The organism is Mycobacterium sp. P7213, assembly GCF_900604305.1.
GTDB lineage: Bacteria > Actinomycetota > Actinomycetes > Mycobacteriales > Mycobacteriaceae > Mycobacterium.
This window is the reverse complement of the sequence record NZ_UWOA01000003.1, coordinates 17,323-35,109: the sequence shown is the minus strand read 5'-3', so window position 1 is coordinate 35,109 and position 17,787 is coordinate 17,323. Positions and strand designations below refer to the sequence as shown.

Genomic DNA, 17,787 nt, shown 5'->3' with positions numbered 1-17,787 from the left:
ATCGATCTGGATCGACTGACTGCTCTTCGGCATCGATGCCCGGTGGTCTGAGCCGAACGTGCTCAGGTGAAGTAGCTGACGCCCGTCCACATCCTCCACAACCTGGAAGTAGCAATCGACCTCAGAGCTGTGCGGTCTTACAGCTTGCGTCCCGCCTTCCAGTTTGCGCACCCTTGCCATGCGGCAATGTTAATCAAATGGGCCGTGACCCGGATCTGCTCCCACGCGCTACGAATCCTTCAAAACTGCTGCCAGGTCATCAGCATTGCTATCGCCCAGTTGCAACACCGCGAACCCCTCCCTAGACAGCGAGGTGTCACGTTCGGCATCCACCCCATCGACGACGACGACCTTCTGCTGCCGCCACACCGCTTCGATCGGCCAGTAGTGCTCACCCAGTTCGACGCCGACCTCGGGCTCCGGCAGGTCTTGAGTCGCCAGTTCCGAGAGCAAGGCTTCCAGGAGACCCGGCGCGAGGTCGAGAGCGACTCCCCACTCATCACTCATGCCGCTGCGCAGCCCAGCGATGCCAAGGGGTTCCAGAACCTGCAGGGCGCCCGACCGCGACAGATTGTCGTGGTATCGCCCGTTCCGGTAGGACCGCAGGCAGCCATAGCAGGACGTTTCCGGCCCGCAGTCGCAGCTGTTCACTCGGTCGAGTGCCGTGTTCAAAACCAGTTCGACCTGCTTGGCGATCTTCAAGGCGGCGCCGGCCCCACCCGGAACGGTGTCGAAAAGAACTAGGCTGCGCAGTCCTTCACTGCTCCAAGCAAGCGCCCCATCGATGTCGTCACGGCTGATCTCCAACGCCTCGGAAGCGCCGCCGAGCAGTGCGTACAGCGTGGAGAGCCAGCTCTCTTCCGAGACGCCGAGGAAACGCGGGCCTTTGAAGGTGAATTCGGCGACGTCGGTTTGGTATCGATGCCCCAGGGAGAGCACCGAGGGCGTGCCGGTGCATTCTTGGCCGGTCGTCGGATTATTGTGTTTGCGGCGAGTCTTGGATAGTTCGTAAACGTCGGCCCAGCCGCACCAATCGCAGACGTGGAAGCCGCCGCCACCACCATCGGAGATGACGGCCATCGTGGCGCTCTTACCCGCGCGGGCGGCGACTTCGATACCCGATGGCGCTTGGAGGATCTTGGTCTTGACTTCATCACCAACGTCGACGACGTAGCTGGCACCGGACCACTTACGCGCCGGCGGTGCGGTACCTACGTCGTCGGCCTGCGGGTCGGCGACGAAGCCGAACTCCGGGATGACATACGTTCGAATCGGCCCGAATGCTTGACCGCAGCCCGGGCAGGATTCGCCGGAGTCCAGTATCCGGTCGGTCTGAAACCGCTTGCATGCCTGACACACCCGGTACTGGAATTCTTCAAGCTTGCGTCCCGGCATCTGACGCAAGCCGCGCGACGTCCAGATCTTCCCGCCGGCGACCACTTCGTTACCCGGTGCATATTCGTAAATCGCCAGGCTCAGGTCCCGGTCAAGTTCGAGCTGTGCTCCAGACCGGTCGGCGCAGTGCACGGTACGCAGCTCGACGGTGTCGACCGGAAACCCATACTTCGGCAGAATATTCCGGTTTGCCAGGAAGCCGAGCAGCTGCCGCTTCACGATGGTGTTGAGGGTTTTCTGAAGCCGTTCCCCCTGCCTGAAGTTCTTTGCTGCGGCTGCTTCTTCGATCGCAGTAGTGAAGGTTCTGATGTCATCGCAGATCATCTGCTGGACCTTGTCCAATTGGTCGCATAGGTCGGTGACCCAGGTGTCATCATCGACACCCAATGTGTCGGCAATCGATTTTGGCAGGGCGTCGTGTAGCGCCGCTTTGATCTCCGGTGGGACGGGTGTCAGGTAGGCACGGACCCGCGACGCGGGTGCCCCTTCCCCATTTGGCCCGGGAGCAAAGAACCCGCCCGCGACCTTCCAATACGACTCCTTGGGCTCAAACGCATCCCGAAAGAATGCCGCCAACGCAATCGAATGCGCATGGCGCCGTGCAATTCGAACGTTGTCGATCGGCACCCACGGCACCCGCATCTGGCCGTTTATCATCGACTCGGGGTTCTGGTATTTGGCCAGGTCATGCGAGGCACGTTTGGCATAGGTCAATACCAGCGCCGCCGAAGTTGCCCGTCGGCCAGCTCGGCCTGCGCGCTGAATGTAGTTGGCGGTCTTGGGCGGCATATTGCGCATGACCACTGATTGGAGCTCACCGACGTCAACACCGAGCTCGAAGGTTGTTGAGCAGGACAGCACATTCACCTTGCCCCGAATGAACGCATCCTGGATGGCGGCCGCTTCCCGGGCTCCCCACTGCGCGGTGTGTTCGCGCGCAGACAGCGGCGCGGTGGTCATCGTCTGGTAAATCACCCGGTAGTGGTTGGTATCAGATGTAACGTCGGGGATTGTCCACCCGACAAGTTTCCCCTCGCACGAACCGTTGGGGCAGACGCCGCGCACCGAGAACGCCGTAATGCGCCGGCACACATCGCAGCGGTACCAGTCGCAGTCCAAGCCGTTGCGCACCATCAACTTTCCGTGGTCAACTTGGTAGACGTCGCTGGATGTCTTGTCGGGCACCACGGTCATGAAGCGCTGACCAAGGAGGAAGTCCCAACATGCACTAAGGACCTTCAGTGGATCTGCATCGGACGAAACCGCAGCCAACACTTTCTTTACGAACGTCATTCGGCGATTTGTCGTTCCTGGCCGGCCGCTGGGCAGCCAACTGAGCACCCTCTTGGCCGGGTCCGAACTGTCGGACCGGATACGGACTGTCACATTGCGGGGCTCGAATCGTTCGGACTTGATGTCGACTTCGTCGAGCAGGGTCATCGTGCCCTGAATCCGGGCTGACTTCACCAGCTCATCGAACAACGCCCAGCGCTCATCGTCGGTGAGCCCCAGCGACGAGAATCCCCTCGGCAACGATTCTTCCGACCCGCGTTTCAGCGCGACCCGCATCAGGCCAAGGCCTTCGAGGGATTGGCGGGTGTCCATGGTCAGCAGCTCGCCGATGACCCATTCATTGGCGGCTTTTTCCTCGGCGACCCGACCCGTTCCTTCAGGGAAGTGCCCAGCCGCCCGGGCTTTCTTGCGCACAACGATAGCCAGGTCTTCGACCGTCAGGTCATCGTCGGCGTATTTCGGATCTTGGAGCACCTGAGTCAGATATCTGCGCTCCAGCAGCCTGCCGTAGGTGCGGTTCAGGTAGGGCGCAGCGAACGCGGCAGCCTGCCGAGAGTCGGAGAACATCAGCAGTTTTCGCCCGTCGCCAACGTGTTCCGCTGATTCGCCGATCGCTTCGGGGAGCTCCTGATACAGCGCAGTTGTGATGACGGCGGGTGCGGCGTTGGTGTCGGTGCGCAGCCGCCGAATGACCTGGCGCCCCAGCGCACCACATTCCGTGCACTTGCTCATCACTCGGGTGGTGCGCCGGTGTTCGCGGACGAGCTTCATCGGCCCACCGGGACACTTTGGCCCGGAGCAGGCAGTTTCCCCGGGCTTGGTCAGATAACCGCAGCCCTCGCAGAGCCGGCGCAGGGTGGGATCGGCTTCGACACGATTGTCACCTAAGGTGGCTTCATCCTCATCGGTGACGGTGTCACCGGTACCGTCGACGAGAACCAGCCATTTCACCGAACCTTCGCTCTTGGTGGAGGGGCGGAAGTATTGGCATCCCTTATCCTCCTTGACCTCACCCGCCAAGTGCACTGCACCGCAGCGTTGGCAGGTGCCGAACTCGAATACTGCCCGACCGGTTTCAGGGTCAATTTCGTGGCGCCCCAGAAAGATTCGTGGCCCATCGTCAGCGAAGCTGACAAATGCACCTTCGGTGGCCCGCACGAACATGTGGTAACGGGCCGAAAGCACTGGGTTGCCTGCCGCGTCACACACCCGGCTGCCGATTGCGACAAGTGCAGCTAGTTTCTCCGCCGATTGCGGGTCCTCCGGCCACAGCTTGGATTGGAGCTTGCGTACTCCGACTGGTCCGCCAGCAAGTGCGGCCTTCAGATCCGCCGTGAACTTCTCGGCATGCAGCGCCTCCGCTTCATTATCAACCCCAGCCAGGGCCCTCAGTTCCGAGGAATCCTCACCCCCAAGCCGCAGCAGCTGCTCACCACTGAGCGCCCAAGTCGGCTTCGACCGACGAGGCTCGCGGGTGGCGGTCACCAGGTCTTGGCGGTTCGGGTCAGTGGATTCGAATTCGAACGGCGCATCAAACAGATCCTGGGCGAACTTCATCGCCTCCGCCGGCGCGTTCTCCGACGACGTACCGGTCAACGACGCCGATGTAGCGATGTACTGCAGTGTTTTCCCGCTGGCCACTCGTTGGCGCAGTCGCCGAAGCAGCATCGCCACTTCGGAGCCTTGCGCCCCGTCGTAGACGTGGGCCTCATCCAGCACCAGGAAGCGCCACGTTCCGGAGTGCGGTCCGCCGAACAGGTCAATGTCAGCCGGGCGCAGCAGCAAGTATTCCAGCATGGCGTAGTTGGTCAGCAGGATGTGCGGTGGCGTCCGGCGCATCTCTTCGCGGCTGATCAGTTCGTTAGGCAGCCGCTGCTGGCCGCGGTTGGTGGCGTGGAACTCCGCGAGGGCTAACGCGTCGGTTTCCTTGGTCTCGCCGGTGTACCGGCCGAAGGTGATCTCCGGGGTAGACGACAGGACTGAACGCAGACGCTTGAGTTGGTCGTTGGCCAGCGCGTTCATCGGGTACAGCAGCAGCGCCCGCACGCCCGGACGCAAGGTTCCGGCAGCCGCCTCAGCGGTCAGTGAGTTCAGGATCGGCAGCAAGAAACTTTCGGTCTTGCCGGATCCAGTGCCAGTGCTGACCACCAGATTTCGCCCCGACAAGACCTTGCGGATCGCGGTTTCCTGGTGGACGTATAGCGGCTGGTCTTCAGGAAAGTTGATCCGCCGTAGCCCAGGATGCAGCAACTTCTCGTCGATCAGCTGGTTGATCGATGATCCGCGGGCGTACGGCGGCGTCAGCTCCAGCAGCGGCCCCTTGGTCAGCAGCTGCGAGTCATCGACCTCGGCATCGAAGGCCCGGGCAAGCGCCGGGTCGCGCGGTGAGAGCAGGGTTTTGAGATAGCGCTTGTAGGTGTCTTCGATCTGCCGGCCAACGGCAAGCGCATCAAGGGGTTTGGTCACGATTCGTCTCCAATGAGGTCGCCATGGCAGTAGTGGACGACCAGTGCTTCGGCGATCAGCAGATCGGTGGCGACTAATCGTGGCGCAAGCTCAGCTAGCCGAGCCCAGGTCGCCAGCATCCCGGAATTCAGATACTGCCCGGCGATGCGGTTGTGGGCCTCCAGCCGGGCCAGAACTGCCAGGGTCAGTGATTGCAGCGTCAGCAGCATCCACGGAAGGTGCTCGATATCAAGGCCGTCGAGCATGGCGCTGCGCAGTCCGATTACGTCCGAGGCCAGCGGGCAGGCGCGCCGGATCGGGGTCATCACATGGGAGAGCTGGGCGGCGAAACTATCCGACCAACCAGACGCCACCCAGTCGGCACGGTGGCGGAACGCCTCGACGGCGGCCGCCATCCGGCTACCTGATCCCAGCAGGGCGCCAGGCACCAGCCGCAGCTCGTCAATGATTGCGTCGACCTGGTCGGCCGACATACCGTCCATCGCTATCACGTTCCGAGCAAAGCTGCCTTCGCGGACGTAGTCGAACTTGCCGACCCGCAGGCTTTCGATCAGTCGCTTGCCGCCCTTGTCTTTCAGGTAGGCCAACGTCTCAGCGCGCTCAGCACGTTTGTGGTCCCGCGCATGGTGCAGCGCAGCCAGATCGGAGAGTTCCACCATGCAGCCAAACCACGGGTCTGCATGCAGTTCGTTCAAGGTGAAATCAGCAGCAAACGAGCAGTTGACCAGTTCGGTGCGGACCAGCAGCGCCATCTTGTCTTCCAACGCAATGGTGCTGTTGCCCAGCGCTTCCAACGCCGCACGCGGCTCCATGCGCAAGATTCTTGTCAACGCAGAGGAGATGCGCTGGCTGCTCACCTCGTCGGCGGCCGGGAAACACAGCGCCGACCAGACTTCGGGCATGGCACTTACCGCGTCGGGAGCTGGGCCCTCACCGGCCAGGAACCGGGAAAGCTTGGCTGATGCGCCCGCCGATACCCAGCCGGGCTGGTCGACACGGACCGCGCTGGGGCCAGGCCAGCGGGGTGGTTCAACCGCGGTCCACGGGTCGTCGACGAACACTTCGCACAGCAGAGGGCCGGCCTCGATGAGCTCGGCTGGTAGCACCGCGCGTTCGCCGTCCAGCGGGATGACCCTCGGCTCCAGCCACGGCGCGGTGCTGCACCAGATGTTGACGGCCAGATCGTCGACGGTTAGCAGGTTATGGAAAACGAGTTCACCGCCAGCCAAGTGCGCCCCCGAGCAGAATGTGGGCGGCCGGACCGCAATAACCGTGACGTCGACCTGTTTGCCTTCGTCGTTGATGATGCGAGCGATGATGCGCCCAGTGCCGGCGTTGCGTGCGGTATCAACGAAGCGCCTCGTCGACACCTCGTACGCGTCGCCGGATTTGCGGCGCGGTTGGGTTTCGGTTTGGGTAAGCAAGCCGACGGCGTTCACAAACACGAATTGCACGGAGGCGACCCCGGGGGCGCGGATTGCAACGAATCGGTCTTCACCAAGCGCATTAGGGGTGTAGGCCTCGGCGCTGCTGCGCCAAGCTGCCGGCTGGCCCACTAGGCCGGTGCGGATGTCGACGCTCGGTGGCTGAACCACCAGCTCGACGGAATCGGCCCCGTCACTGACGGTGATGGTGCGGTTGCGGTCACCACGATCGAACTCCAGCCAGGAGTCCGAGACCGTCAGTTCAAACGCGGAGGCGATCATCGCGGCACTCGGTGAGAGTCCGCCGGCCACCGGGAACCGCGGCGGATTGTCGAAGTCGACTGTTAAACCCTCCGCGACGAACACCACTGCGCGGATGTCAGCGCCCAACGGTCCAGAGACGACAATCTCGAACAGGCCAAGCTGGGTGTCGGCTGATTCGTCGAACGGATCAACGCAGGTGGTCTCCCCGGCGGAATCCCACGAGTCATCCACGATCCAGTCGGTGCTGTCGAATCGGCGGGTCCGAATCCGCCAGGATGCTGGCTGTGGCGACGGGTCTGCCGGCAGCATGACCCACGGCCGACTCGAGTACACCTTGCGGCCGTCGACAGTGAGGCAGCCCGCGATCAGCTCGCCGAGCTCAAACGTGGGGGTGGTGTCCCGGCGAACCGACCGAGCCTTGCCGACGAACTCACCGGCCCGGCGCAGCTGAATCGAATCGACGGTTTCCAGGTCGACTAGTGCGCTGCGCCAGCCCCGCCAACCGGTCGGAGTTCCAATCACCGCCGAGGCCACAGGTTCACCGGAGCGCGGGTCGACCAGTTCGCTAGACGAGGGATAGATCGCCCACACGGTGCCGCGTTTCAGCAACTCGCGCTTGGGGATCCAGGCGCCGTCGGCGCTGAAAACCAGCAATGGGTCGGCTTTGTCGACCGTCGACAGCGTGAAGCTTTGCTCGCTGCCCGAATGCCACAGCAGGATCTCGCGCACCGGCTCGGGGATCGGCACCAAGGTGGGCGGTTGGTCCTCAGAGGTGACGCCCCAGCCGCGTTGGGCATGGACCTGCCGGACCTTGCCATCGAACGACACCCGCCACGGCGAGTCCGGGCTGCTCCGCGGATAGGGAATGGCGACCAATAGCTGGTCGTCATCTACCGCGTAATGCAGCATTGGCCGGCGTTGCGCACCGCCCGGGGTCACGCGCCGCCCCTGCCAGCCCAGCGGGTTATCGCGCAGCTGTTGGACCAGTTCGTCGACGATGACATCAGGCAACCCGGTGGTCGACGAATCTAAGCCGCTGTCCAGCAGGGCTGGGTTGGTCAGCGTGGCCTCAACGACTTCGATGATCCGGTCGAGGATGTCGATGGCGAACGTGCCGCCGTAGTGGATGAAGTTGCGCACCGGCACGTCGAGGGAGAACGTGCGGTATTCCTTACCGGGTTCGTCGAGCCATTCGATCAGCGCGGCGCCGCTGGCATCGCGGCCCTGGGTCAGGTGATCGTCGACGACGCGCAGCAGGTCGGCCAAGCAGTGCACCGGGATGCCGGCGTGCATCGCGAACGTCATGACGTACTGGCGCTGATCCTCCAGGGCGGGGAAGCGGGCCAGCTTGAATTTGTCGAGCAGCCCGACCATCGCGTGCCGCAGTGCGTTCTCGAAGCTCAGATCGCGCGGGCGGCCAAGTTCAGCGAAGAACTCGTCCCAGTACGCGCCGTGGTCGTAGGCAAGGGCGGCGTGGCCGACCAGGGCGGTCAATGTCAGGGCCGGGTATTTCTTGATGACGTCCCGAGGGGAATAACCCCGCCCGAGCAGCGCCGTTGCCGTCTGGCCGTAGTGGTACTGGATTCGGCTGATCTCGTCGGCGGCAAAGTTCGTCTCCACCACCAGCGACACCGGTTCGAGTGCCTGCCGAAGACGATGTTCCTCGTCGCTCATCCACTCGGATAGCGATCGCTGATCAGCCACCATCAGAAGCTCCTACGTCCACCTTTCGCGGCACCGTTGCCGCCATAAGTGAACTTAAGGCACAGTCCCGACAAGTGGCGCAACTCCTACCCCAGCAGTTCTGACCGCTTTCCGCTCCACGTGACCACCAGCGCATCGCGAGCTCGGCTGCTGGCCACATAGAGCAGGGATCGTTCCCGCAGCAAGGCTTCGTCGCGTTCTTCATCGGGGATCGAACGCACCGCCGCGGGTAGCGGGACGTGTTTGTCGTCGACCCCGCACAAGATGACTCGGGAGAACTCCATGCCCTTGGCCCGGTGCATGGTCAGCACCAGCGGATACCCAGGTCCGGCGACTGTCTTGTCTAGGGCACGCGCCGAGACACCGCGCTCGCCGAGTCCGCGAACGAACCGGTCCCGGTCATCCTGGCTGCGGACGAGCACGGCGACGTTCTCCGGTTGGATGTCGTCGTCGGTCAACCAGGACTTGATCTTGTCTGCGACCTTCTCCAATTCCTCGGTTTGGTTGTCGCACGCGATCAATTCCGGAGCGGGGCCGGTGCGTGCCGAGCGATATTCGCTAGTGTCCTCGGCACCCTGTTCCAGATCGGTGTATTCGGCGCCGGAGAGCACCCCGACCGCGAAGTGCAGGTTCTGAGCGGTAGTGCGGTAGTTCAGCGTCAACCGGCGGGAGCGGCCGACGATTTTGATGCCGAAGCGGCTCAGTACGACTGGGCTGCCATAGATCCGCTGGTGCGAATCCTCGGCAATAAACAAATCGTTCGGGCCTTCAGCCACAAGAGCGCGCAGTAGCGCCCAGTGCGTGGCGTGCAGGTCCTGGGCTTCATCAACGATGACGTGGTCGGCGAGATACTGCCCGGTCTTCTCGGTCTGGATGCACAGCGCATCGGCGGCCAACGCCAGCACTTCGGGGAAGCTGATGGTTTCGTCCATCTGGCTTTGCCGCCGGAACGCTTCGACCAGCTTCCAAACGGCGATGCGTTGTGGCCGGCTCAACCGCACCCCGCGCCCGGCCCGGGCCACCTTCGCGTACTGCTCCAAGTTAGTGATGCGGTTGGCCAGCACTACCGCCACGTACTCGCCTTCCAGGAACGACGGGCTGGCCAGCTTGTCATCCAGACCGGCATCAACTGCGCCAGTAACCTCGCGCCACAATGCATCAGAGGCGGTGCGCTTGTGACCGAAGTCCACTCGCCGCCCGAAGATCCGTTCTCCGGCAAGCGCTGCCGTCTCCCCCGCCCGGTCGAGTACCGCCTTGCCGAGTGCGTCGAGGCCGCCTACGTAGACACCCCGGTCACCGGGTTTGTCGGCGATGGGGATGTCGGGGTCGAGCACCGTCAGGTCGGCCCGCATTCCTTGGGCGAGAGTGGCATTGAAGGTGGTGAGGATGATCCGGGCGTCAGGATTGTGGCGGGCGAGCCGGCGCGCACGGTGGATGGCGACCACTGTCTTGCCAGTACCAGCGCCACCGGAGAGCCGGAACGCACCGTTGTAGTCTTGCTCGACATACCTGCGCTGTTCGGGGTGCAGGAAGGTGCGCCATGCGGCGAAGTCACCGCCTTCGATGACGCGGCGTAGTTCATCGTTACCCTCGATGAACGCGAACTGCATCTTCGAGGCCGGGCGATCCAACGCCTCGATGATCTGCTGGTCCTCGTCGATGCTGGCGTCGACAGGCTGTTCGGTGAACCCGTGCTTTTCTCGAATGGTGTCGATGTCGATGCCGGTGGCCAAATCCAGCAGCGCGCTAGCTTCCCAATCCAGCCCGCCCTCGGCGGCATCCAGCAACGCCACCTCATCGGGTGCGGCCATGGCTCGGGCGGCAACAACAGCACCCAGACCCAATCGGTCGGTGAGATCGCGCAGGGTGTAGCCGACGGTTGCCAGATACGAAAGGTCCGGCTCTACAACAGGAGTCGCCGGCAGGGCGGTTCCGGTGGCCGGTTCGGGCGCCTCTCCGATCAGCCCCTCCAATGTGCCGTTGATCGGGTTGACTCGCAGGGTGGCTCGCTCTGCAAGTTTGTTGGCTTCGTCGTGGGCCCAGGTGCCCATGTAGATGTAGGTGCGCTCGTTGGATTTGTCGTCGATACGGAACAGCACCGCCCGGTAGTTCTGGTCGACCCGGCCGGTTCGCACCCGCGGGTCGATGGCCAGCCGCAGCGGTTCGATGTGCAGGCCCGGTGCGGTGTCGTCGGCGGTGAGCTTCTCGAAGAAGTCGTACACCTTGTTCTTGACCGAGCCGTCCAGCTTGGACATCGCCTTGCTGTTCGACGCGATGACCAGGTTCGCCACCTACATCACTCCATTCGTTTTCAACGCGGCGATAATTTCGCCGGCGTCGGGCGGACAAAGCGTCCAACCCGGTAGATCAGCTCCAGGTTCGAAAACGACCCCGATATGGACACCGCTCCAAGCAAAGTCGAGCACTTCGCCGCTGTCAGTTTCATAACCCAAGACCGGTACCGCCGCACCCGCGTCGGCAAGGGCGCGGATCAAGTCACGTTCGGCGTCGCTGACCGCATCGTCGTAGAGGACCTTCCAGTCCGCGGGAAGTTCGCTCGCCACCGCCGAAACCGCTTCAACTGGCGCCGCGGCCAGCAGGCTGCGGGTGCTGATGCGATGCTGGCCGCAGATGCCCAGCCAGTTCGACAGTCGCAGCCAAATCTTCCAAGCCTTTCCGTCGTGGACTTCCAACCGATCGTCCCGGTCATCGACAGCGAGCACCGCACGAGGGACGTCCGCGGCAGTACGGACGCCGGCAGTGACGGCCACACCACCATCTCCGAAGCTCCAGCACACATCGACACCCGACTCAACAAATGGCGTACCACCATCGAGCACCGCAACAGCAGCCGCCCCCACCGTCTCCAGAACAGATTTCGCGCGGTTGTCGCCGCGCACGAACAGATACGGCAGCCACGTGCTGAAATGCTCCCAGGCGTCGAAATCCGGGTCGAGCATAAATTCCAGCAACTGCGAAACCGGATCTTTCGACAGCAACCGAATCAGCCCGGGTTGCACGTTGAACTGACCGGTGACGATGCTGGCGGCCTTCTGGTCGAACCACACGGGATCGACCGACTCGCCAGCCTTGAACCGCTGTAGGTCGTCGTGCCCAAGCGACCACACCAGATAGCCACCGGCACGTAGCTTTTCGCGCTTCTCGGCATCATCGGCAATTCGGTTGCAGCCCGGCAACGCATGGAAGGACCGCCCATCGGTGAAGATCGCGATCTTCGGCACGTCGGGGTCGGCGGTCTGCAGCTCGAAGTCGGGTTGGACGAAACCGAGCGCTACTTGCGGTCGCAGTGACCATTTCCGCGGTTTTACGCCTGGCACGGTGATCGTTGCCGCCGGCCCGTACACGCCAGGCTTTTCGACGACGGTGGCGCCGATACCCTTGAGCCGCTCTAGGAACATCGCGTAGAACTCGCGTTCCAAGAACGATTCATCGCTGGTCGCCGGCGGTGGCGGCGCGGTTTCGGTGATGCCAGCAGTCCAATCAGCCAGATTCGGGCTTCCGCCTTCGGACACGCCGAGGATCTCGTCGAGCAGCTTCAACGCGGTCGCCCGCGCCACCTTGTCCAGCTCATGCGGTGAGGCAAAAGGTAGCAGACAGCGGTGACAAGCTAACCGGTCCTCACGCTGGCATGGGCAATCCGCGACAACAGCCCGCGCTGCGGCCAGCGCCGCCCAGATCTTGGTGTGGTCGGCGAATTCGGCGAGATAACCGGTACCGCCGGGCACGGTGTCATGCAGCAGCAGGGCCCGCCGGTCGGGTGCGCGTAACGCATCGGGGATCACGGCAACGGCCAAGTGTTCCGGTGAACCGCCAATCACCTGTCGCAGCCCCAGCAGGAGCGCGGCAGCCAGGCTGGCATAGGCGAAGCTGTCGTATTCCAGCTTCGGCGGCAGATGCAACAGCACCGCCTGGGTGCGCAGAGTGCGCGCCAGGGCAACCTCGCGGACGTCTTCGGTCGGCGAGTCGCGAAGCCGGCACCAAGGCCGGTGCTCGTAGCGGTTGTTGCGGCCGGCCAGGGTGTCGAGTTGGCCGCACGACGCGCAGACTCGGAACAGCCCGGACGCCGATTCTTGTCCGGCAATAGTTCGCGGCTTGCCTTGCGAGGTTCGCTTACCCAGGTTGAGCCAGCGGATGTCGACGCGGCGCAGGTATTGCGCTCCGAATTCAGCTTCGGGCCGAAACCAGGTGTGGCCGACGTGGGTCGGGTCGATGTCGGCGGCGGTGACCACGGTGAAGGGTTCACGTTTGCGGTCGTCGCGGTTGTCGTTAATGGTGGCCTCGTCGCGGCGCACCTCCGCCGAGACTCGGGTCAACTCGACGACTGGCAAGTGTTGGCTAACATCGGAGATAGCGCTGTTATGGCAACGGGGACAACTCGACACCGGCTGCGCAGCAATTTTCGACGGGCTGATCCCCGCCCAACCGCATTGCGGGCACAGCTGCCACGAATGGATGTTGGACTCGCCGGTACCCAAATCCACGGCGTCGATAGTGACCGCCAAACCCTGGGCGTAGAACGTCGCCCCAGGCGCGAGCTCGGTCAGTGCAACTCGTGATCCGCGCTGGTAACTCAGCGACTCCCCCTGGTAGGCACCGGTATCCGGGTCCATCCAGGTGACGCCGACGTCGAGGGTCACCGAATCATCGAGCAGCGTGTAGTTGGGCAGTACGGCGTAACGTTCCAACACCGCGATCCAATAGTCGGTGGTGATGGACGTGATCTGCTTACCGAGCAGCTTGCGGGAGCATTTGGCAATCCGTAGTGCCCGACGGTCGTCATCGGTGGCCGTCGGTGCTGCGGCGCGCCGCTCGAACTCCGGCAGCTCATCTTCTACCGACTTCAACCGTTTGGAGAGTTCGCCGAGGTCGATCCGCCACTGGTGAGCAGCGGCGGTGAGGTGCTGAGTGAGTCCACTGACCCCGCCTTGCGGTGGTGGGCTGGCCCAGGATCGTAATCCGCCGGCAGCAGCATCGGAGATCTGGTCGCCGAATTGCCGCAGAAACTCATCAAGCAGCGAGTCAGCCTGAGTGGCAGCAAGTTCGAGGAGTTGGGCTAGCCATCCGTCGGCGCTGGTGTCCCCGAATACAGCACGTGCGTCCTTGGGTACGACGGTGTTCGGGTCGCGTGCCAGCCGGTCGATGATGTGGGCGATGTATTGGCGCTGCAAAATCTCCTCGGCGTTGAGCAGGGTCGCCGGTGGGCGCACATCGCCCTGGATCACCGAGAGCGGTTCGAAGAGCTTCGGCAGGTGCTCGCCGCGGCCGCGCACGTAGGCCAGCGCCAACGAGTTGCCGGTGCGTCGCCCGGCTCGACCGACGCGCTGCAGATACGACGCCACGGAGCGGGGCAGCGATCCGAGCATCACCGTGGACAGGTCACCGATGTCGATCCCCATCTCCAAGGTCGGGGTGGCGACCAGGACGTTGGGCGCCTGCGGATCGGTGCCACCGGTTTTGAACGCCTTTTCGTAGCCGAGGCGGATCTTAGGGTCGAGCAGGGAGGTGTGTTCGCGGGCCACCACGCGTTTCATTTCGCCGGCGTTGTAGAGCCGCCGGTAGAAGTTGTCGGACCGCTCGGCGCGGTGCACGTGGCCGGGGCAGCGGACCAGCAGGCAGGGTGCACCGTCGAGTTCGTCGATGGTGGTGGTGCTGCCCGGCACCGGGGTTTGGCAGACATCGCAGCTCAGCAGGTGCTGGCCGGCGCGTAGCGCATCGAGGGTCGGTGCGCTCACCATGATGGTGGTCGGCGCCAAACCGTAGGCGACGGTGCCGGTCTCGGTGGTGATGGTGCTGAGCACCAGCTCGCTGGCCAGTTCATTGAACAGGGCTTTGGTTAGGAAGGCTCCATCGTGGGGGCTGACGCCCAGGCATTGCGACGCCCATTTCGCGTACCACGATGTGGTTGGGGTGATCGCGTCGAAGCCTTCAGGCAGGGCCTGGTTGCCGGATTTGACTGCTGGGAATGCCGGGGCGGGGCGGCCTTTCGGGAAGGCGGGCATGCCCTTCCCGCGGGGGCGGCCACCCCAGATGTGGTAGCGGTTGGCGTTCTTCTCGACGTAGCGACGCAGCCAGTCGTGGTGGATGCCGCCTTGGGTGCGGATACGTTCTACGGTCCCGCGCACCCAGCGGGCCAGGGCCGCATCATCGACGCCGGTCAACGAAATCTGAACGGCGACGCTTTCGACTGCGCGGTTGCCGATCAGAGCCGCCCGCCCGGGAGCGCCCAAGTAGACCTCGGCAGCGACGCTGCCGGTGAGCTCCAGGGTGCGGCCGATGCGGGATTGCAGCCCGAATTCCAGGTCGATGTCGAACTGCAGCCGCTGCTTGGCCCGGTTCTCCGCGGCACGGCGCGTGTTGGGATGGGAACCGGCCTGCCAGAACGCTACGAACGCTTCCTGATCGACGATGTCGGGCGGCAGCAGTTGGTACCGCAGCACCGGGTCCGCACCTGCACGGCCCACCACAGCTTGAGCAAGTTCGGTGAGGTTGAGCTCTCCGTTCCCGAGTGCGCCGCGTAGCGCGGTACGCAAGCTCAAGCTGTGCGAGCGTGCCTGCACGAACCCAGCCCGGTGTGCGGCGTCTTGAACGCTATCGGTGAACATCAACGCCTTTTTTTCGGCGTTGTCGAGGTTCTTGTCGCCGAATAGGTTGGACAGTGTGACCGACAGTTGGGTGGCAACCGCGCTGCCGAGGAAGCGGATGCCGTCGACACCTCTGCACGCCGGGCAAACGTCTTTAATCGATTCGTCGTCAGCATCTGGGCCGACCAGCGTGAGCACCGGCAGGACTCGGCCGTTGACCCGGTCGGGATCGTCGGGATCAGGTGCGGCAGTCTGCAGTTCGCGGTGATCAAGATGAAACCAGACCAGTCCCTCCACTGGCTCGGCAATATGAGCTTCGGCGGGCGCGGAGATCAGCGCACGGAACCGGGATGCACCGGCGGCGTGGTCGGAGCGGATGGCTTCGTCGGTGACGTCGAGGGCGTTACCGGTCGGTGCCAGGCGGGCTCCCCAGCCCGAGCGTCCGCAGTGCCGACAGAACACCGCCGGCAGATACAGCTCAGATTCCTCTGCGGCGGTGCCATCGTCGGACCAGCGATAGGCAGCAGTGGCTCGCACAGCACGGTCAACACGGCTAAGTTCCCGAATCCACAGGTGCACGTCAACACCAAGTGCGGTGCGACCGACTTCGGCGCGGATGTGGGACAGCAGCGCGAGTACGTACTGCAAGAGCCGCACCCGAGCAGCTTGGATACGCGCCACATCAACTCCACCGACCCCCGGCGGAAACACCCGTGCGGCCAGATCCGCGATCGAGACCGCATCGACAGCATTGCGCAGAACAGCCTTGATGAGCTCGTGGCGTTTGATCTGATCGAGCATTTCGGCGGTACCGACCGCTACCCCAGTTGAACCGAACAGCACGGCAAACACCGCTTCGGCGATATCGGCGTTGTCGCCGCTGGCCGCCCGAGCCTGTTCTATCGGTTCCAGGGCTTCGGGCAGCACCGGGGTCAGCGGAGTGAACTCGTTGTCACGCATCCCGGTTCGGGCAGAAAGCCATTCGTCAGCGTCCAGGCGGGTCTCCCCGATCACCGCGTCATCACCGAATTTCTCGCCGAACACGGTGTGGGCGAAGTCGACCATCGCGGTCGGCGCGCCCCCCGAGCCTAGCGTCGCGGAGGTAGCGACCGGGGTGATCTTGCCCAGTGGGCGGCGCCGGTCAGCTTCGGTCACCTTCGACGCGGAAGTCCAGTGAGCTTTGAGGGTGAGGCCGAGGCGACGCAGCAGCATCGCCACGTCGGTGCCCTGCGCGCCGTCGTAGGTGTGGAATTCATCGAGCACCAGGTAGCACAGTGAGTCCGCGGAGCGCCGCCACATCTCGGCGCGGCCCGGGTGCAGCAGCAGGTGATCGAGCATCTTGTAGTTGGTCAGCAAGATATCCGGCGGTGCGTCGTGCATAAGCGCCCGATCGGTGATCAGCCCGTGCTCCGAGACCTGGGTGCGCCCACCGCTGGCCTGTTCACCGGTGTAGAGCCCTGCGGTGACCGCTCCCAGTCGCGGGTCCCCGGTGATCAGTTTGGCCAGGCGCTGCTCCTGGTCGTTGGCCAGCGCGTTCATCGGGTACAGGATCAGCGCCTTCATCCCGGTGACGCCGGCCTTCTTGGCGCGCAGCACATGGTCGAGAATGGGAATCAGAAACGCCTCGGTCTTACCCGAGCCGGTGCCAGTGGTGACCAACGTGGGCTGCGGACGGCCCTGATACTTGGTGGATAGCCGCTCGAACGCAGCCGCTTGATGGCCGTAGGGCGTGAAGCTGGCGGGCCACCAGTCCAGGTGATCGCTCCAGTCATCACCGGCGGGGGCGAATGGCAGCCGCAACCGAACGTAGGGGCCTTTGAACATGCCGGTGGCGGGGTTGCTGATGAAGTCGGTGAGCGCGGCCTGGGCGTCCGGATCGGTCAGCGCGAAGGTGGTGGCCAGGTAGTCGGTCAGGCCCTCGCGCAGGTGCTCGGCTTGCAGGCTCGGGAGCAGCGCACCCATCAGATGTCGCCCTTGGCAAACCGTCGGCCTCGGCCGCGTCCCAACGCTCGGCCCGCTTTCCACATCGCGTGGTCGACTTCCCACGCCGTGACGTCACGGCCAAGTCGCGCAGCGAGCACCGGAATGAGCTGCGTGATGATATTTCGAGCCCCTTCGGGATCGACGCTCACGCCGACGTGGTCTAGCCACCGCAGCACCATCCTGTCGGGCTTGATCAGATCGTCCTGCCCGATCAGCATCCACAGATACCCTCGGCGGATGCCGTCGCCGCCTTCGCCGGGGATCGGACGTAGCGCCGCGTCGAGCGTGTCGAATCGGGCAGCATCCGCGAACAGAGCGACCGCCTCGGCCATCGTGCCGACTTGATGCTCAGCGAATATGCGCGCATGACGCAGCACTGCATCAGATTTCAGAATCCCATTGCGGGTGGAGGTCCGTTGCCGGTTGGTGAGCGCAGTCATCTCATCGACGCTGACTTCGGCGATCCGGGTTACCGGTAGCGGGTCAGCGCCAATGGGCTCAGTGGCGGGAACAGTCGGCTGGCCAACGCCGAGCTTGCCGGCCAGTGTGCGCACCACGGGGACAACCACACTGTCGTAGTCGGCGCCGATACTCCACACCGCATCGACGATGCACAGGCTCAAGCTGGTCCACCGTCTCTCGCGTGGCTGTGGGTC

Annotated in this window: 5 protein-coding genes; all 5 read right to left on the bottom strand. The window is 63.8% G+C overall.

Going from position 1 to position 17,787, the window contains the following annotated elements; translation table 11 throughout:
- Nucleotides 1-228 precede the first annotated feature (228 nt).
- Nucleotides 229-5,154 (bottom strand): DEAD/DEAH box helicase, encoded by a 4,926-nt coding sequence (locus EJK91_RS01945; RefSeq protein WP_125078120.1) that lies wholly within the window; start codon nucleotides 5,152-5,154, stop codon nucleotides 229-231.
- A complete protein-coding gene (locus tag EJK91_RS01940; protein WP_125078119.1) occupies nucleotides 5,151-8,549 on the bottom strand; it encodes a hypothetical protein in 3,399 nt (1,132 codons plus the stop codon). The genes EJK91_RS01945 and EJK91_RS01940 overlap by 4 nt, the downstream gene beginning before the upstream one ends.
- Nucleotides 8,550-8,632: 83 nt before the next feature.
- Nucleotides 8,633-10,837: a 3'-5' exonuclease gene (locus EJK91_RS01935; protein ID WP_125078118.1), complete on the bottom strand. Its 2,205-nt coding sequence runs from the start codon at nucleotides 10,835-10,837 to the stop codon at nucleotides 8,633-8,635.
- Nucleotides 10,838-17,110 carry a DEAD/DEAH box helicase gene (locus EJK91_RS01930; RefSeq protein WP_125078117.1) on the bottom strand — a complete coding sequence of 2,091 codons (6,273 nt, stop codon included), beginning with the start codon at nucleotides 17,108-17,110 and terminating at the stop codon, nucleotides 10,838-10,840. It lies immediately after the preceding gene.
- Nucleotides 17,110-17,754 carry a hypothetical protein gene (locus tag EJK91_RS01925; protein ID WP_125078116.1) on the bottom strand — a complete coding sequence of 215 codons (645 nt, stop codon included), beginning with the start codon at nucleotides 17,752-17,754 and terminating at the stop codon, nucleotides 17,110-17,112. Before EJK91_RS01925 ends, EJK91_RS01930 begins: the two co-directional genes overlap by 1 nt.
- Nucleotides 17,755-17,787 lie beyond the last annotated feature (33 nt).